18 protein-coding genes are annotated in these 17,011 nt (G+C 75.4%); 3 read left to right on the forward strand and 15 right to left on the reverse strand.

The window, feature by feature from the left end:
• Positions 1–47: 47 nt before the first annotated feature.
• From GQS52_RS19780 to GQS52_RS19795, 4 genes are all read right to left on the reverse strand, one after another.
• The gene (locus GQS52_RS19780; protein ID WP_182314690.1) at positions 48–725 is read right to left on the reverse strand and encodes an HNH endonuclease family protein; all 678 of its coding nucleotides are present in this window, start codon (positions 723–725) and stop codon (positions 48–50) included.
• Positions 726–1,072: 347 nt separating this feature from the next.
• Positions 1,073–1,750: an HAD-IA family hydrolase gene (locus tag GQS52_RS19785; protein ID WP_182314691.1), complete on the reverse strand. Its 678-nt coding sequence runs from the start codon at positions 1,748–1,750 to the stop codon at positions 1,073–1,075.
• Positions 1,751–2,027: 277 nt separating this feature from the next.
• Positions 2,028–2,531 carry a hypothetical protein gene (locus GQS52_RS19790; protein ID WP_259371160.1) on the reverse strand — a complete coding sequence of 168 codons (504 nt, stop codon included), beginning with the start codon at positions 2,529–2,531 and terminating at the stop codon, positions 2,028–2,030.
• Between the two features lie 360 nt (positions 2,532–2,891).
• Positions 2,892–3,710, reverse strand: coding sequence for a peptidoglycan-binding domain-containing protein (locus tag GQS52_RS19795; RefSeq protein ID WP_182314693.1), 819 nt, complete (start codon positions 3,708–3,710; stop codon positions 2,892–2,894).
• A gap of 504 nt (positions 3,711–4,214) precedes the next feature.
• On the opposite strand from GQS52_RS19795, the gene GQS52_RS19800 reads away from it, so the two are divergent.
• The gene (locus GQS52_RS19800) at positions 4,215–6,281 is read left to right on the forward strand and encodes an MDR family MFS transporter (protein ID WP_182314694.1); all 2,067 of its coding nucleotides are present in this window, start codon (positions 4,215–4,217) and stop codon (positions 6,279–6,281) included.
• Between the two features lie 227 nt (positions 6,282–6,508).
• Here the strand turns inward: GQS52_RS19800 and GQS52_RS19805 are convergent, their stop codons facing one another.
• Together GQS52_RS19805 and GQS52_RS19810 are read right to left on the reverse strand one after the other, a co-directional pair.
• The gene (locus GQS52_RS19805) at positions 6,509–6,919 is read right to left on the reverse strand and encodes a VOC family protein (RefSeq protein WP_182314695.1); all 411 of its coding nucleotides are present in this window, start codon (positions 6,917–6,919) and stop codon (positions 6,509–6,511) included.
• Between the two features lie 48 nt (positions 6,920–6,967).
• The gene (locus GQS52_RS19810) at positions 6,968–7,375 is read right to left on the reverse strand and encodes an AraC family transcriptional regulator (RefSeq protein ID WP_182314696.1); all 408 of its coding nucleotides are present in this window, start codon (positions 7,373–7,375) and stop codon (positions 6,968–6,970) included.
• A 277-nt stretch (positions 7,376–7,652) separates the two neighbouring features.
• Between GQS52_RS19810 and GQS52_RS19815 the strand changes: the two genes are divergently transcribed.
• Positions 7,653–8,435 carry a M23 family metallopeptidase gene (locus tag GQS52_RS19815; RefSeq protein WP_182314697.1) on the forward strand — a complete coding sequence of 261 codons (783 nt, stop codon included), beginning with the start codon at positions 7,653–7,655 and terminating at the stop codon, positions 8,433–8,435.
• Positions 8,436–8,527: 92 nt separating this feature from the next.
• Here GQS52_RS19815 and GQS52_RS19820 read toward each other — a convergent pair whose 3' ends face one another.
• Complete coding sequence (locus GQS52_RS19820; protein WP_182314698.1) at positions 8,528–8,863, reverse strand: antibiotic biosynthesis monooxygenase; 336 nt, start codon at positions 8,861–8,863, stop codon at positions 8,528–8,530.
• A gap of 56 nt (positions 8,864–8,919) precedes the next feature.
• Entirely contained in the window at positions 8,920–9,354 is a 435-nt protein-coding gene (locus GQS52_RS19825; RefSeq protein ID WP_182314699.1) for a VOC family protein, read from the reverse strand.
• 103 nt (positions 9,355–9,457) lie between these two features.
• On the opposite strand from GQS52_RS19825, the gene GQS52_RS19830 reads away from it, so the two are divergent.
• Positions 9,458–10,219, forward strand: coding sequence for a class I SAM-dependent methyltransferase (locus tag GQS52_RS19830; protein ID WP_182314700.1), 762 nt, complete (start codon positions 9,458–9,460; stop codon positions 10,217–10,219).
• A 38-nt stretch (positions 10,220–10,257) separates the two neighbouring features.
• Here the strand turns inward: GQS52_RS19830 and GQS52_RS19835 are convergent, their stop codons facing one another.
• From GQS52_RS19835 to GQS52_RS19865, 7 genes are all read right to left on the reverse strand, one after another.
• Entirely contained in the window at positions 10,258–10,653 is a 396-nt protein-coding gene (locus tag GQS52_RS19835; protein WP_182314701.1) for a type II toxin-antitoxin system VapC family toxin, read from the reverse strand.
• Positions 10,653–10,928 (reverse strand): type II toxin-antitoxin system prevent-host-death family antitoxin, encoded by a 276-nt coding sequence (locus GQS52_RS19840; RefSeq protein ID WP_182314702.1) that lies wholly within the window; start codon positions 10,926–10,928, stop codon positions 10,653–10,655. The genes GQS52_RS19835 and GQS52_RS19840 overlap by 1 nt, the downstream gene beginning before the upstream one ends.
• A gap of 22 nt (positions 10,929–10,950) precedes the next feature.
• Positions 10,951–11,742, reverse strand: coding sequence for an ECF transporter S component (locus GQS52_RS19845; protein WP_259371161.1), 792 nt, complete (start codon positions 11,740–11,742; stop codon positions 10,951–10,953).
• Between the two features lie 119 nt (positions 11,743–11,861).
• On the reverse strand, positions 11,862–13,772 hold the full coding sequence (locus tag GQS52_RS19850; RefSeq protein ID WP_182314704.1) for an ABC transporter ATP-binding protein: 1,911 nt from the start codon (positions 13,770–13,772) through the stop codon (positions 11,862–11,864).
• On the reverse strand, positions 13,769–14,881 hold the full coding sequence (locus GQS52_RS19855) for a CbiQ family ECF transporter T component (protein ID WP_182314705.1): 1,113 nt from the start codon (positions 14,879–14,881) through the stop codon (positions 13,769–13,771). Before GQS52_RS19855 ends, GQS52_RS19850 begins: the two co-directional genes overlap by 4 nt.
• Positions 14,878–15,633: an SCO2322 family protein gene (locus tag GQS52_RS19860; RefSeq protein ID WP_259371162.1), complete on the reverse strand. Its 756-nt coding sequence runs from the start codon at positions 15,631–15,633 to the stop codon at positions 14,878–14,880. Before GQS52_RS19860 ends, GQS52_RS19855 begins: the two co-directional genes overlap by 4 nt.
• A complete protein-coding gene (locus tag GQS52_RS19865) occupies positions 15,633–16,886 on the reverse strand; it encodes a prenyltransferase/squalene oxidase repeat-containing protein (RefSeq protein WP_182314706.1) in 1,254 nt (417 codons plus the stop codon). The genes GQS52_RS19860 and GQS52_RS19865 overlap by 1 nt, the downstream gene beginning before the upstream one ends.
• Positions 16,887–17,011: the final 125 nt, after the last annotated feature.

Here is a 17,011-nt window from a genome sequence, read left to right on the forward strand (position 1 = left end):
CAGCGGGCGCGCCCGGGGAGCGCGGGACGCGCCCCGGGCGGCGGCCGTCAGCAGCCGTTGAGCGTGGAGCTCAGGGCGTTCTTCTCCGCGGAGTCGACGCTGAGGCCGTAGTAGTACTTCACCCACACCCACATGCGCGCGTAGGTGCAGTGGTAGGTGGTGCGCGACGGCATCCACTCGGCCGGGTCCTGGTCGCCCTTGGCCTGGTTGACGTTGTCGGTGACGGCTATGAGCTGGGAGCGGGTCAGGTCGTTGGCGAAGCCCTGCCGCTTCGAGGTGGTCCAGCTGCTGGCGCCGGACCTCCACGCCTCGGCGAGCGGCACGACGTGGTCGATGTCGACGTCGGAGGCGGCGTACCAGGTGGCCCCGTCGTAGGGGGAGTACCAGCTGCCGCTGGTGGCCGCGCAGCTGCTGTCCTGGACCACGTTGGTGCCGTCGCGCTTCAGGACGACCTCGCGGGTGTTGCAGGTGCCGCTCTGGGTGATCCAGTGCGGGAAGAGGTCGCGGGAGTAGCCGGTGGAGGAGCCCTCGGTCTTGACCGTGAGCGAGGCCAGGTAGGTGCGGGCCGTGGACGCGCTCGGCGGGGTGGGGGGCGCGGCCTGGGCGGGCGCGGTGCCGAGCATCAGGGTCAGGGCGGACGCGGCGGCGGTGAGCGCGCCGAGGAGCCCGACGCGTCGACGCGCGTAGAAAGCGCTCCGGGGAGACCGGCTGGAGGAGCGGAACATGAGACCTTCTGGGGGCGAGGTGAGCGGTCATGGCCTGGCGGCCGCCGCCAGAGTGGTGGCGGCGGATTTCCTGGTGGGGTACGCCAGGTAACAGGGTGAAGTCATGTTCACGACATGCGCAAGGGGGGTGGGGTGAATGTGACCGTTCGACAACCTGTGTGAAACGGCGGGCGATTGGGGGCTCGGCCAGGCGGTTCGTCCGGGCCGGTCTGCAAGGGGGGCGGGGCCGCATGGCGCCCGGCGTCCGTGCTCCACCGCCGCCTGCGCGGTGTGCGGCCTGCCGCCTGCGCGGTGTGCGGCCGGTGCGGTGTGCAGTCAGTGCGGCCTGCGGTCAGTGCGGCCTGCGGTCAGTGCGGCGACTCCACCGCCACGCGCAGCAGGTCCGTGCCGTCGCCGACCGGCTCCACCCGCACCTGTTCCAGCGTTGCGACCGCCACGGTGGGTGCTTGCGGTCCGGTCCCGGCGCGCGGGCCCACGCCGATCACCCGCATTCCTGCCGCGAGCCCGGCGGCGATCCCCGCCGCGGAGTCCTCGAAGACCACGCAGTCCCGCGGGGCGAACCCGAGTTCGGCCGCGCCCTTGAGGAACCCCTCGGGGTCCGGCTTGCTCGCGCCGACGCACTCCGCCGTCACTGCGACCTGCGGCACGGTCAGCCCTGCGGCGCCCATCCGGGCCCGGGCCAGGCCGGAGTCGGCCGAGGTCACCAGGGCGTGCGGGAGGGCGGAGACGGCGGCCATCAGAGCGGGCGCGCCGGCGACCGGAACGACGCCCTCGGTGTCGGCGGTCTCCCGGTCGAGGATGCGGCGGTTGTCCGCCAGGTTCAGCTCCTCGGGGCGGTCGGGCAGCAACTCGGCCATGGTCGCCTGCCCCTGGCGCCCGTGCGCCACCCGCAGGACCTCGTCCGGGTCCAGCCCCACCTCGTCCGCCCGGCGGCGCCAGCAGCGCTCCACGGCCGCGTCGGAGTTCACCAGGGTCCCGTCCATGTCGAACAGCAGGGCGCGGGCGGTGAACTCGGTGACCGGCATCGGAGATCTCCTCTGGTGATGCACGTTGCACGAAGCGGTCCCGCCCCTCCTGGTCAGGGAAAGGTGGGCGGGACCACTTTGTTCCTCCACGATACAAAACCTGGGGCGAAGAAGCCACTCCCTTCGCTCGCCGATTCCGTGCCGTCGCCCCGCACCGTCACCCCGTACACCTCACGGGTGACGGCAGCCCCACTGGTCACATGCGTACCGGGACTTCGCCCGCGCCGCCCCGGGCTCACCGTCCCGGGCCCACCGGACCGTCCAGCGGTTCCCGCGCTCAATCCGTCCGGTCCACGTACTGCAGCAGTCCCCAGGTGAAGTGCGCGACGCTCCCGTCGCCCAGTGCGAGCCGCCACCGGGACGGAGCCGTCCCCTCCATCGGGCGCACAGGGCGCAGGGCGGGAGCCGCGGCCACCTCGTCCACCGTGCACGACCACGGCCGCAGGTCCTCCACCGAGGCCAGGGCAGGGCCGGCGGCCCCCGGGGCACGCACCAGCCACTCGTTCCACACCGCCCCGCCGGGGCCGGTCAGCACCTCGAACCGCAGGTCCGGCCACAACGGCACCGGCCACAGCAGTGCCCGGCACTCCAGGTCCCCGATCCGCCGCGCGGAGACCGTCCCGGCGGGCCCGAGCACCGACCGGAAACGGCGCTCGCCGTGCGGGAAACCGCGCGAGCGGACCATCGCCTGCCAGCGGCGGTTCGCCTCCCGCATCTCGGCCCTGTCGACGCCGAGGGTGCGCAGCGCGTCCTCGACCAGGTGCGGCTGGTGGTCCGCCATGCGGCGCAGCAGGACGAGCTGGAACTGGAGCGGACCGAAGTCGTTCACCGGCACGGCGGAACCTCATGGGACGGAAGCGGCGGGCGGCGGGTGAGGAGCGGGCCCCGGGCCCGGGGACGGCCGGGCCGCCCCATCGTCCAGCCTGCCGCACCCGGGCTGCCGCGCCCGGCCCGCCGCGCGGAGTCCCGCCGCGCCCGGGGCCCTCCGCCCGGCCCGCCGCGTGGGGCCGTGCCGGCCGCTCCGGGCGAGGAACGGCGTCCCCGGCCCGGTTGCCGCGCCCCGTTCGCAGTGCGCCGCCCCCCCCCGGCGCGTCCCTGCGTACTGTCCCCGCCCCGGTGCGCTGCGCCGGGGCGGGGGGTCTCAGGTCTCGGACTCCAGGGCCCGCCGGGTGGACGGGCCGTAGACGCCGGGGGCGTCGCCCTCGATGCCCTCGCGGGCCTGGTAGCGCGCCACCGCGTCCTTCACGTCCTCGTCGAAGACGCCGTCGCTCTGGCGGGTGCCGTACGTCCCCGCCGCGCTGAGCCGGTACTGCAGTTCCACGACCTCGGAACCGCTGTCCCCGACGCGCAGGACCGGTCCCCTGCCGGGTCTGCCGTTGTCGGACCAGGTCGGAGGGGCCGACTCCGCGGACGTGCCGGAGGGGGCGGACGAGGAAGCCGGGGCCGACGCCCGGGCCGATGTGCCGGTGCCGGACGGGGAGGCGGTGGCCGAGGAGGAGGCGTCCGCGGAGGAGCTGCCCGGGGCCGTCGGCGAACCGGTCGGCGAACCGGGCTCCGCGGTGGCCGTCAGGGAGGGCAGGGGAACTGTCGGCAGGGCCCGGCCTCCGTCCGGCCCGGAAAGGTCGTGCCGTTCGCCGTCCCCGCCGGACAGGGCGACCACCAGGGCCGTCACCGCGGCCACTCCCGCGGCCGCCCCGGCCGCGGCCAGGGGGCGGACACCGCGTTTCCGGGCCCGCCGCCGACGCCCCGGGGCTGCAGCGCGTCCGAGGGTCACGACGGGCTCGTCCGGGGCGCCCGCGTCCTTCCCGGCCTCCCCGCGGCCCTCCGTGGTGCCTCCGCCCTCGTGCCCGTGCCCGCCCGCGTGGCCGCTTCCGTGCTCGTGCGGGCGGGAGCCGGCCCCGGGGAACAACTCCACGTCGTCGAGGCGGGAGTCTGCCGGGCCGTGCGCGAGGGACGGCATCAAAACCGTGGCGGCCGCGGCCCCGGGAACGCCCCCGCCCGCCGGGCCCGGCCCGCCGGTGCCCGCGGGCCCGGTGTCCGCGCCGCCCCTGCCGTCCCAACCGTCCGTGCCGTCCCGCCCGTCCCCGGGGGGAACGGCCGGTGCGTAGGGCCTGACCCGCAGCGGACGGAAGGACTCCGGTCCCGTTCCCGGTCCCGTTCCCGGGCCGGTCCCCGGGGCCCCCAGGGGCCCGGTGCCGTCCACCGCGTGCCGCCCGGGGCATCCGCAACCCGGTGCGCCTTCCGGCCCCGGCGTCACCGCGCCGCACACGGCGCAGGGCTCTGCGCCCACGAGCTCTCCTTCTCCTGCCCCCGACGGTCCTGTCGGGGGGTGATTATGCAGAAAGGGAGCGCCGCCGCACAGAAAAGCAAGAGCGTGAATGCGGTACTCGGCAGGTCATTTCCGGACATGGAAGTGAAGATTGGAATGCGACGGTGACGCGGAGCGCGACGCGAGGAGCGGGCCATGGCACACGGACCGGCGACCCCCACCGCACCCGGACGGGCGGAGTCCGCCCCCGGGCGGCCGGGCGGCCCGGTCCTGCCGGCCGTCGGAGCGCTGCTGACCGGCATGCTGCTGGCCGCCCTCGACCAGACCGTCGTCGCCACCGCGCTGCCCACCATCGCCAGTGAACTGGGCGGTCTGGAGCACCTGTCGTGGGTGGTCACCGCCTACCTGCTCGCCTCGACGGCGGCCACGCCCCTGTGGGGCAAGCTCGGCGACATGTACGGGCGGAAGAAGCTCTACCAGGCCGCCATCGTCGTCTTCCTCGCCGGTTCCGCGCTGTGCGGCGTGGCGCAGGACATGACGCAGCTGATCGCCTTCCGCGCCGTCCAGGGGCTGGGCGGCGGAGGGCTGATGGTGCTGTCCACGGCGATCGTCGGCGATCTCGTGGCGCCCCGCGACCGCGGCCGCTACCAGGGCGTGTTCGGCGCGGTCTTCGGGGCCGCCAGCGTCCTGGGGCCGCTGCTGGGCGGCCTGTTCGTCGACCACCTGAGCTGGCGCTGGGTCTTCTACGTCAACCTGCCGCTCGGCGCCGCCGCGCTGGCCGTCGTCGCCGTGGCCCTGCGCATCCCCGCCCGCCGCACCCCGCACCGCATCGACTACCCGGGCGCGTTCCTCATCGCGGCCGTCGCCGCCTGCCTGGTGCTGGTGGCCTCCCTGGGAGGCACCACCTGGGCGTGGGGCTCCGGCCGGGTCCTCGGACTGGCGGCCCTGGCCGCGGTGCTGCTGGCGGCGTTCGTCGCCGTCGAGCGGCGGGCCGCCGAACCCGTCCTGCCGCTGCGGCTGTTCCGCAACCGCACCTTCACGCTGTGCGCGGTGATCGGCTTCGTCACCGGCTTCGCGATGTTCGGATCCCTCACCTACCTGCCGACCTTCCTCCAGGTCGTCCACGGCGTCTCGCCGACGATGTCCGGGGTCCACATGCTGCCCATGGTGCTTGGCATGCTGGTGACCTCCACCGCCTCCGGGCAGCTGGCCGCCCGCACCGGCCGCTACAAGGCGTTCCCCGTGGCGGGCACCGCGGTCACCTGCGCCGGCCTCTACCTGCTGCACCTGCTCGACGAGGACTCCTCCACCGGCCGGACGAGCCTGGCCTTCCTGGTGCTCGGCCTGGGCCTCGGCATGGTCGTCCAGATCCTGGTCCTGGCCGTGCAGAACGCCGTCGCCTACGAGGACCTGGGCACGGCCACCGCCGGCGTCACCTTCTTCCGCTCCGTCGGGGCGGCCTTCGGCGTCGCCGTCTTCGGCGCCGTCTTCACCGGCCGGCTCGCCGGCGAGCTGGAGCGGACCCTGGCCGGCCGGAAGCTGCCCCCCGGGGTCTCGCGGGAGGGGCTGCAGGGCGACCCGCGCGCCGCGGCGGCCCTGCCGGCGGACCTGCGCCAGGGGGTGCTGCACGCCTACTCGGAGGCGGTCACCACCGTCTTCCTGTGGGCGCTCCCGGTCGCCGCGCTGGCCTTCGTGCTCTCCTGGTTCCTGAGGGAACTGCCCCTGCGCGCCTCGGTCACCGTCCCCGAGATGGGCGAGACCGTCGGCACCAACCCCGTCGAGCGCTCCTCGCTCGACGAGGTCGCCCGCGAACTGTCCGTGCTCGGCTGCCGCCAGGCGCGCCGCGACCTGTACACCCGCATCACCGCCGCCGCCGGCCTCGACCTGTACCCCGCGTCGAGCTGGCTGCTGCTGCGCCTGCTCAGGCACGGGCCCGTCGACCCCGTGGAGCTGGCCCGGCGCGCCGCCGTCCCGGGCGAGGTCGTCGAGGACGCGGCGTTCCAGGTCGAGTCCCTGCGGCTGGCCGAGCGGCTGGGCCTCCCTCTCAGCCTCACTCCCGCCGGACGCGAGGCGGCCGGCCGGCTGTCCGCCGCCCGCCGGCAGGAACTGGCAGCCCTGCTCGGCGACTGGGAGCCCCGCGAGCACGCCGAACTCGCCGACCTGCTCGACCGGCTCAGCGACGACCTGTGCGGGGGCGACGACGACCGCCCGTCCGCCCACCGCGACCCCTACCGCCCCCACCACCCCCACATCCGCGCCTAGGACCCGGCCGGCCGATCATGCGGCGGGGGCCCGAGGCGATCCCGGGCCGGGCTCGGGGCGGTCCAGGTACGGGTCCAGGTACGGGTCCCGGACGGGGCCCGGGGCGCGTCGTCGATGCGGGCGCGGCGGCGGAGCGGTCCGGGTGCCGCCCCTGACCGTCACGCCGAGGCAGCGGCCGGACCGTGCCCGGCGCGCCCTCCGCGGGGAGGACGGCCCGCCGGGCGGTCTCAGGCCTTCGGCTGGGTGAAGCGGATGCGGTTGCCGAAGGGGTCGCGCAGACCGCAGTCGATCCCGTACGGGCGCTCGGTGGGCTCCTCGGTGAACTCCACCCCCCGCTCCAGCAGCGTCTCGTAGGTCTTGCGGCAGTTGTCCGTGGTGAGGATCAGCCAGCCGCCCATCGCACCCTTGGCCACCAGCTCGCGGACCTGCTCCGCCGTCTCCTCCGACATCGCCGGAGCGCCCGGCCGCTCCAGCAGGACCTGCCGTTCGGGGTGGCCGGGAACGCTGACGGCCAGCCAGCGCATGAAGCCCATGTCTATGTCGGCTGCGATCTCCAGGCCGAGCTTGCCGACGTAGAAATCGACGGCCTCGTCCTGGTCGAGGACGTACATCTGCGAGTGCGTGATGGCGTTGAACATGGATCTCACGCTAGTGGGCCGGGGGGACGGAAACTTATCCGAAACTGCTCAATCGGCGGACGGCCGGGAACCCGGCCGCGTCCACGCCATCGTGAAGCACGTCGGGACGCGCGCGGCCACCGCCTCCCTTCGGTACGTCCGCGGCGGCCGGCCGACGATGTCGCGGAACGTGCGGCTGAAGGTGCCCGTGCTGCCGAAGCCGACCTCGTAGCAGATCTCCGTCACGGTGCGGTCGGTCTCCCGCAGCAGGAACATCGCCCGCTCCACCCGGCGGCGCTGCAGGTAGCGGTGCGGTGTCTCGCCGAACACGGCCCGGAAGGTCCGCGTGAAGTGCGCCTCCGACACGTGGGCGATCCGGGCCAGGGCCGGGACGTCCAGCGGCCGCGCGTAGTCGCGGTCCATCGCGTCCCGTGCCCGGAGCATGCGTCGGTTGCTTTCTTCTGCGGCGCGGGTCACGGTGCCATCCCACCACGGCCCTTCCGCCGCCGGCCATGCCCGGTCCGGCGACCGCCCCGCCGTACGTCTCGCCGTACGTCCCGCGCGCTGTCCGACGCGCCGGGCACGAGGGGACAAGGGATTGTTGAGGTCATGTCAACGCGGGTAGAGTGGCCCGGCCGGCGGACCGGGCGGCGCTCGGTCCGCCGGCCGTGTCCGCGCTCCGCACCCCTGCTCCGCGCCCCTGTTCCACGCACCACGTCCCGTGCTCGCCCCTCCGGCCCGAGGAGCCACCGCCGTGTTCTTCAGACGCGCACTCTCCGCGCTCGCCGTACTCGCCGCGGCCGTCGCGGTCCCGCTCGCCGTCCCCGGGCAGGCGCATGCCGCCCCCAACTTCAAGGCCCCCTTCGCCTGCGGGCAGAAGTGGACCTACAGCCACCACTCCGCCGAGGTCAGGCGCGCCCTGGACTTCGTGCGCTCGGACGGCGGGACCACCTCCGGTGCCCCCGTGCTCGCCTCCGCCGGCGGCACCGCGACCCGCATGTCGCAGCCCGACGGCGCCGGCAACTACATCGTCATCGACCACGGCGGCGGCTGGAAGACCTACTACTTCCACCTGGCGAGCTACTCGGTCGCCAGCGGGACCTACGTCAGCCAGGGCCGGCAGATCGGCACGACGGGCAGCACCGGGAACTCCTCCGGCCCGCACATCCACTACGAGCAGCTCTACAACGGCGTCGGGCAGGACATCCGCATCAACGGATCCGCGCTGCCCTACCCGTCCTCCTACGGGCAGTACCACCTGACCAGCGACAACGGCTGCAGCAGCGGCGGGACCGCCTTCCGCACCTGGGGCAGCGACGTGCGCGTCCGCGCCGACGCCTACCTGAGCTCGGCGGTGGTCGGCAGCCTCTCCGGCCCGACCGACGTCGTGGTCGTGTGCCAGAAGCAGGGCGACACCGTGAGCGCCGAGGGCTACACCAACAACTGGTGGAGCAAGCTGCGCGACCAGGGCGGCTTCATCACCAACATCTACATCGACCACCCCGACGCCAAGCTGCCGGGCGTGCCGTTGTGCTGACCGCCGGCCGCCGCCGGTGACACCGCCGCCCCGCCGCCTCGTGGAAGAGGCAGCGGGGCGGCGGCGTTCCACGGCGCTGTTCCGCGGCGGTCTCAGCCCTGCTTGGGGCCGGCCTGCTGGACGACCTCGAAGGACCACACGGTGGACCCGGTCGCGGCCGGCTTCGGGCGCTCCCCGCCCTCGCCGCCCGCACCGCCGCCCTGGTGGGCGGCCTTCATCGGCCCCTCCATCCACGCCTGGAAGTCCTCCTCGCTGCGCCACCGGGTGTAGACGAGGTACTGGTCGGTGCCCTCCACCGGGCGCAGCAGCTCGAACCACTCGAAGCCGTCGGAGTTCTCCACGGCGCCGGCGCGGGCGCCGAACCGCTTCTCCAGCACCTCCCGCTGCTCGGCCGGCACGGTCAGGACGTTGATCTTCACGATGCTCATGCCCCCATCCTGCCGCACCCGCCCCGGCCGGTCCTCCGGGGCGGGGCCCTGAGCTGCTACCGGGCGCCGAAGTCGGGGAGGACGACCGAGCCGTCCTCGGCGAGGGGGATCCCCGGGTTGTACGCGATCTCCCACGGGTGGCCGTCGGGGTCGGTGAAGACCCCCGCGTAGCCGCCGTAGAACGTGGGGGCCGGGGGCTTGGTGACGGTGGCGCCCGCCTGCCGGGCCTGCTCGACGAGGTCGTCGACCTCCTCCCGGGACCGCACGTTGTGCGCCAGGGTGAAACCGCCGAAGCCCGACGGCCCCTTGTCGTCGATCCCGCAGTCGCGCGCCAGTTCGTCACGGCCCCACAGGACCAGTGCGATGCCGCCGGCCTGGAGGAAGACGGTCTTCTCGACCTCCTGGCCCCGCCAGCCGAGGTGCTCGTAGAAGGCCCGGGACCGCCCGACGTCGGCCACACCCAGGGTGACCATGCTGAGACGTTGCTCCATGGGCCCACGCTATCCGCGCGGAAGCGCCGCGGTCCGGCGTTCGCCCCGGCCCCGACGGAAAACCGGTGCCCGCGCCGCCGCGCCGGGGTTAGCGTTCCGGTCCATGACGGACACCGATCTCCCGCCCCGCCTCACCCGCCTGGCCTTCCACGGTCCCATCTCCGAGGACCGGGCGGCCCGCCTGGTCGACAGGCTCGCCCGGAGCGCCCCGGCCGGCGTCCTCGACATCGGCTGCGGCTGGGGAGAGCTGATGCTCCGCATCCTCGAAGCAGTGCCCGGGGCCACCGGCCTCGGCGTCGACGTCAACGCCGACGACCTGGCCCGGGGGCGGCGCAACGCCGCGGCCCGCGGACTCGCCGGGCGCGCCCGGTTCGTGGAGGGGCCGGCGTCCACGACGGCCCGGGGGCCGGCCGACCTCGTCCTGTGTGTCGGGGCCGGCCAGGCCCTTGCCGAGGAGGAGCCGTACAGCCCTGCCGCGGTGCTCCGGGCGCTCCGCGGCCTGGTCGCCCCGGGCGGGCGCGTCCTGCTCGGCGAAGGTTTCTGGCAGCGGCCCCCGGCCCCCGGCGAGTTGGCCCTGATGTGGCCGGGCGCCTCGGCCGACGACCACCACGACCTCGCAGGGCTCGTCGACCTCGCCGTCGGTGCGGGGTTCCGCGTCGAACGGATCGAGACGGCGAACGACGACGAGTGGGAGGAGTTCGAGTCCGGCTACCTGGCCGACGAGGAGGAGTGGCTCGCCGCCAACGCCGACCACCCCGCCGCAGCCGGGATCCGCGAGCGCGTGGACCGGCACCGGGCGTCCTGGCTGCGCGGCTACCGCGGCATCCTCGGAATCGCCTACCTCACCCTGGTCCCCGTCGGCTGACGCGCGCCCGGCGCCCCCGCCCGGCGGGGGCGCCGGACTCAGGAGGGGGCGACCACCGGCAGGCCGATCCCCATGGCGGCTGAGGCGAGGCGCTTGTCATAGGTGACGAAGGCACTCAGCTCCGGACGGACCTCCTCGGCCGTGGCGAGGTGGATCGCGTCGAGGGAACGCAGGAGCGGGTCGGGATAGGCCGCTGCGCGCCGACGGACGGCCTGGTCGATCTCGATCAGGTCGAAGGCGGCCAGGAGGCCGGGGAGTCGCGGCAGGGCTTCAGGGTCGGACCGGCGCAGGGCGCGTGCCGCCTCGACCTCTGCCAGTGCGCTGCTCACGCGCCGGTTCTCCGTGGGACTGCTCAGCAACCATGCTCTGAGGGCGGAGGACTCTGCTTCCCGGTGGGCGAGTTTCAACAGGGCGCAGGTATCCAGGTAGATCATCAGTAGCGCTCTTCGTCCCTCAGGTCGGCAAGGGCCTCCGACGGGCTGGGGCCCTCGTCGGCGAAGGAGATCTCCGCAGGGAGCTCCGTGGTGAGGGCCGGGCGGAGGCGCCCTTCGGAGATCAGCCGGTCCCTGACGGACTCGCCTTCCTTTATCGGAACCAGGCGCAGGATGGGTTTGCCGTGGTCCGTCACTTCGATGACCTCGCCCTGTCGGACGCGGTTGACGATGCGGGACGTGTGGTGGCTGAGATCCCTCAGCCCGATGCTCGCCATACAGGAAAGTTACCACATGTGCCTACATTCGGCCCCGGTCTTCGCTCCCGCCCGGGGTGAAGGTGACGGGGGCGCCGAAGGCGGTGCGGCGGGTGGCGCGGCGCAGGGCGAGCAGGACGGGGCGGCCCAGGGCGAGGGTGAGCACGGCGGTGAAGACGGCCCGGGACAGGTCCCACCCGGCGGAGCGGACCACCCAGTAGGCGCCGAAGCGTGCCAGGTTCTCGTGCAGCGGCGCACCCGGCTGGAAGGCGGCGTTCGAGGACGGGTCCAGCTCGTACGGCCAGCCGGACATGTTCATGATGAACCCGTAGGCGACGCCGGTGACCGCCCCGTACGCGGCGAGCAGGAGCAGTTCGCCCCTGCCGCGCAGGGTTTCCGGGCGGGGCAGCAGACCTGCGCCCATGGTCACCCAGCCCATGGTGAGCATCTGGAACGGCAGCCACGGGCCCACGCCGCCGGTGAGCAGCGCCGAGGCGAACATCGACAGGGACCCGAGGACGAACCCGAAGCCCGGCCCCAGGACCCGGCCGGACAGCACCATCAGGAAGAACATCGGTTCCAGGCCGGCGGTTCCCGCGCCCAGCGGCCGCAGTGCCGCCCCCGCGGCGGTCAGGACGCCGAGCATGGCGACGGCCTTGGCGTCCAGCCCGGTGTCGGAGACGGTGGCCATGACCACCGCGATCAGCAGCGGCAGCAGCGCCGCGAACAGCCACGGCGCGTCCTGCGCGTGGGCCAGGGACGAATCGGGGGCGGCCAGCAGCGGCCAGCCGAAGCCGACCACGCCGACCGCCGAGACCAGGACCAGCGCGGCGATCGAGCGGGGGCCGAGCCGGACGGGCCGGGCGGCTCGGGCGGGGCGGGCGGCTCGGACGGGGCGGGTGGTCCGGTCCGGTCCGGGGGACGGGGACGGGGCCGGGGCCGGGGGCCGGGCGGTCACGACGCCTCCCCGAGAGCGGCGGCGACCTGCCGGACCGTCAGCCACCTCTGCGGCTGCAGGACCTTGGCCACCTGCGGGGCGAAGGTGGGGGAGGAGACCACCACCTCGGCCGAGGGGCCGTCCGCGACGACCTCGCCGTCGGCCAGGATCACCACCCGGTGGGCCACCTCGGCGGCCAGCTCCACGTCGTGGGTGGCCAGTACGACGGCGTGGCCGCGGGCGGTGAGGCCGGCCAGGTGCTCGACCAGGCGGGCCTTGGCCGCGTAGTCCAGGCCCCGGGTGGGCTCGTCCAGCAGGAGCAGCGGGGGCTCGGCGGCCAGGACGACGGCCAGGGCGAGGGCGAGCCGCTGCCCCTCGGACAGGTCGCGGGGGTGGGCGGCGTCGTCGACGCCGGGGAGGAGGGCGGAGACCAGGGCGCGGCAGGTGCCCGGCTCCGCGCCGGCGTCGCGGTCGGCGGCCTCGCACTCGGCGGCCACGGTGGAGGCGGTCAGCAGGTCGCGCGGGTCCTGCGGGACCAGGCCGACGTGGCGCAGCAGTTCGCGCGGCCCCGTGCGGTGCGGGGTGCGCCCGCCGACGGTGACGCTGCCGGAGGAGGGGGCGTGCAGGCCGACGAGGGTGCCCAGCAGGGTGGACTTGCCCGCCCCGTTGCGGCCCATCAGGGCGACCGCCTCGCCGCGGCGGACGGTCAGGTCCACCCGGCGCAGGGCGGGCACGGGGCCCCGCCGCACCGACAGCCCGGCCGCCTCGGCGAACGGCCCGCCGGTTCCGGGGCCGTCGGCGTCGCCCGGGGCGCCCGCAGGCGCGGCGGGGGACGGGACCGCCGCGGCAGGGGCGCCGCCGGCCGGGCCCGGGGCACCGGAACGGCCCTTCGGGGAGGCGGCGTTCCCGGAACCGAGACGGGTGCGCAGACGGGACCACAGACCGCCCCGCCCGTCCGGCCCGCCCCGCCCGGCGGTTTCCGGTGTCCCGGCCTCCTCCACGGCTCCGGCCCCGGGCGCGACGGCGGGCAGGGGGGAGGGGCCCGCGGCGGCCGCCGGCACGCCCACGACGCCTGCGGCGTCCGGGGCGCCCGAAGCGGGCACGGTGGGCACGGAGGCGAGGCGCTCGCGCAGGTCCCCCGCCCTGCGGCGCGCGTCGCGCACGGTCAGTGGGAGCGGCGACCAGCCGGCGAGCCGGCCCAGGGCCACCACCGGGGGGAAGACGGGGGAGACGCCCATGACGTCGGCGGGCGTGCCGACGACCGGCGCCTGCCCGGGGCCGGGCAGCAGCACCACCCGGTCGGCGTACTGCACGACCCGCTCCAGGCGGTGCTCGGCCATCAGCACCGTCGTGCCCAGGTCGTGCACCAGCCGCTGCAGGACCGCCAGCACCTCCTCGGCCGCCGCCGGGTCCAGCGCGGACGTCGGCTCGTCGAGCACCAGCACCTTCGGGTGGGTGGTCAGCACCGAGCCGATGGCCACGCGCTGCTGCTGGCCGCCGGAGAGGGTGGCGATGGGCCTCTCGCGCAGGTCGGTCAGGCCCAGCAGGTCCAGGGTCTCCTCGACCCGGCGCCGCATGGTGTCGGCGGGCAGCCCAAGCGACTCCATGCCGTAGGCGAGTTCGTCCTCGACGGTGTCGGTGACGAAGTGCGCCTGCGGGTCCTGCCCCACCGTGCCGACCAGGTCGGCCAGTTCGCGGGGCCGGTGGGTGCGGGTGTCGCGGCCGTCGACCGTCACCCGGCCGTGGAGCGTGCCGCCGGTGAAGTGCGGCACCAGTCCGCTGACCGTGCCCAGCAGGGTGGACTTGCCCACGCCGGACGGCCCGACGAGCAGGCACAGCTCACCCTCCGGGACGGTCAGGTCCACGCCCGCGACCGCCGGGGCGGGAGCGCCGGGGTGGACGACGGAGACGTCCTCGAAACGGATCACTGGACCTCCTTCTGGGGGCGCGCGGCGGGACGCGCGGGGACCGGGGCGACGAGGGCGGGCAGCAGCCCGAGCAGCACGCCCGCGGCCGGCAGCAGGGGCAGTTCGGGGGCGGTCAGCGGCACGGCGGGCGGGTTCATCGCCTGCGGGTACGCGCCCGCGGCCCACACCGTCACCGCGGCCACCGCGACCCCGGACAGCGAGACGGCCCAGGCCCGCGCCCCCCAGCGGTCGGGCCGGTAGCGGGTGCGCACCGAGCGCCGCCCGCCCAGGTACAGGCCGCCGAGGGCGGCGGCCAGCCCGGCCAGCAGCAGCGGCAGCCCGAAGGCCCCGCCGACGGTGGTCAGCAGGCCGTAGGAGCCGACGCACACCCCCAGCAGGCCGCCCAGCGTCAGGACGGCGGTGGTCCTGCGGACCGCGGCCGGCACGGCAGCGGTGCGGCCGTACCCGCGCGCGTCCATCGACGCGGCCAGGGCCACGCTGCGCTCCAGGGCGCCCTCCAGGACGGGGATCGCGACCCGCACCAGCGCCGCCGGCCCCTTGTCCTTGCGCCCGCGCAGCCGGCGCGCGGAGCGCAGCCGGGCCATGTCGGCGACCAGGGTGGGGGCGGACGTCATCGCCACGACCACGGCCACGCCCACCTCGTACAGCGCCGCGGGCAGCGACTTGAGCAGCCGCGCGGGGTTGGCCAGGGCGTTGGCCGCACCGATGCAGACCAGCAGCGTGGCCAGCCGCAGGGCCTGGCGCAGTGCGAAGGCCACGCCCTCGGCGCTGACCGGCCCGCCCAGCCGGATGCCCTGCGCCCAGTACGGCAGCGGGATCTCCGGCAGGGTGAACAGCACACGGGTGCCGGGCACGGAGGAGCCGAGGAGGACGGTGAACACCAGCCGGATCACCAGCACCGCCAGGCCCAGCTTGAGGAACGCCCCGTAGGAGCGCGCCCACGGCGCGGCGGTGCGGCGTACCGCCACCACGTACCCGGAGACCGCGACGAGCAGGGCGAGCAGCAGCGGGTTGGTGGTCCGGGAGGCGGCCGCGGCCAGGCCGAGAGCCCACAGCCACCACGCTCCGGCGTGCAGGGCGTTGCTGCGGTCGGCGACCGGCGCGGTCATGAGCGGCGGCGTGCCTGCCACGCCGCTGCCGCGCCGAGCAGTACGACGGCGCCGACGCCGGCGAGGACGCCCACGGAAGGCCCGCCGTCCCTGCCGCCGTCTCCGTTGCCGTCCCCGCCGCCGTTCCCGTTGCCGTTCCCGGAGGAGGCCCCGGGGGCGTCCCCGCCGGCGTCGGCGCCGTCGGTGTCCTCGCCGGTGTCCTTCCGGCCGTCGCCGGCCACGGCCTCGCCGCAGCCCGAGGCGGGGAAGCCGTCGATGGCGCAGAGCAGGCCGTCGGAGCCGTAGCGCAGGGGCGCGGCCACCTCGGCCAGCGCCTCGGCGGAGGTGGCGCCCTCCGGCACCCGGGCGCAGGCGGTGCGCGGCCGGGGCGGAGTCTCGCCCCCGGGGGCGTCGTCCGCCGTGCCGAAGTCCAGGACCAGCGCGATGCGCTTGGTGCCCTTCTCGGCGGGGGTGTCCGCGCAGATCTCCGCGAAGTCCCGGTCCCCGCGCGGCCGCGCAGCCTTCTCGGAGGAGTCCTCGCTGACCGAGAACCGCCAGCCCTCGACGCTGCCGTCGAGGGGGCGGCTGACCGACGGCCCCTGCCGGGCGTAGGCCCAGGCGTCGCCGTCGGTCTGCCAGAAGGACCAGTAGCGGTAGCCGACGGCCTCGGCCGGCGAGGCCGTGGCGGCCAGCAGGGCCGCGGCGGCCGGCAGGGCCGCGGCCACCGCCCTGCGGCGGAGCCGGCCCGCCGCAGGGGTGCGTCCCGCGCGTATCACTTGTTGTTCCGGCCCCGCAGGCTGATGACGACGCCCGCGACGAGTCCCACGAGCAGGCCGGCGCCGATGATCCACCACAGGGCGCTGCCGGAGGAGTCCTCGGCCTCCTCCTGCTGCCCGTCGCCGTTGCCGGCGTCCTCGGAGGCGGCCTTCGGCTCGGGGCCCAGTGCGGTCAGCTGCTCGACGTGGGCGGAGGCGTCGCCGCCGGTCGCCGCCGCGGTGAGGACCAGCTTGCCCAGGGCGGCCGGCTGGTCCTTCGCCCACTCGGAGGAGTTCTTCCCCAGCCACGCGGCGGGGGCCTTCGCCGCCTCCAGGTGGCCGCCGGCGGCGAGGGCGAGCACGGCGTCGGCGGTCGTGCCGTGGTCGGGCGCCGGCTTGTCCGCGCCCGGCTGGAGGGCGCTCAGGTGCTGCCCGTCGGCCTTCAGCCGGGACACCAGGTAGGCGGCGGCCGCATCGGCCGCTTCCTCGGCGGAGCCGAAGCCCTCGGCGTCGCCGCCGGAGCACTTCGGCGCCTCGACGGGCCGGTCGCCCTTCGGGGCGGGGACGGCGTGGCCGCTGCCGAGGGAGGCGAGGGCGGCCGCCGCGGTGGCGTTGTCGTTGGCGACGAGTCCGCCCTCGGCGTCCGGCTGGTAGGCGAACGCGCCGCGCCCGTCCTTCTCGTCCGCGTCGCAGCCCAACTGGAAGGAGAGCAGCGCGTCGTAGGGGGACTTCGACCCCTTCAGCACGTCCGCGACCTTCTGCCCGGAGGCGTCGAGGGCGCCGATCACCACGGAGGTGGAGTTGGCGTCGCTGGGGTTGCCCGGGTTGTACGGCCAGCCGCCGTCCTTGTTCTGAACCTCCTTCAGCCAGTCCACGGCCCTGTCCACCGTCGCGGACTCGCCGCCGAGGGCCGCGAGGGCCTGCACGGCCATGGCGGTCGCGTTGGTGTCCTGGGTCTTCGGGTCGCACTTCACGCCGGTGTCGGCGCGGTAGGAGGCGAAGCCGCCGTCCTCGCACTGCTGGCCCGTGAGCCAGTCCACGGCCTCGTCGGCGGGGGTGACGCCGGCGGTGTCGAGGGCGAGCAGGGCCAGGGACTGGCGCCACACGCCGTCGTAGGCCGGGTCGGCCTTGCCGTACAGCCCGGCGGGGAGCTCGGGGGAGGGGGAGGCGGAGGCCGCGGGGGAGGCGGCGGCGACGGGGGCCGCGGCGGTGCAGAGGACGACGCCGGCGGCCAGGACCGCCGCGCTGCGGCGGACGGTCGCGGTGAACATGGTGGACATGGGAAGCCCGGTTGCCTTTCGGTGAGCGGTCCGTTGCCGGACACCGCTGCACACCCGCCCGGGAGGGCGGGGGCACCGGACTCCAGCTCCGTATACCTCGACGGTGCCGGACCCGG

The sequence above is a fragment of the Streptomyces sp. SCUT-3 genome (assembly GCF_014083985.1).
Lineage (GTDB): Bacteria > Actinomycetota > Actinomycetes > Streptomycetales > Streptomycetaceae > Streptomyces_H > Streptomyces_H thermolineatus.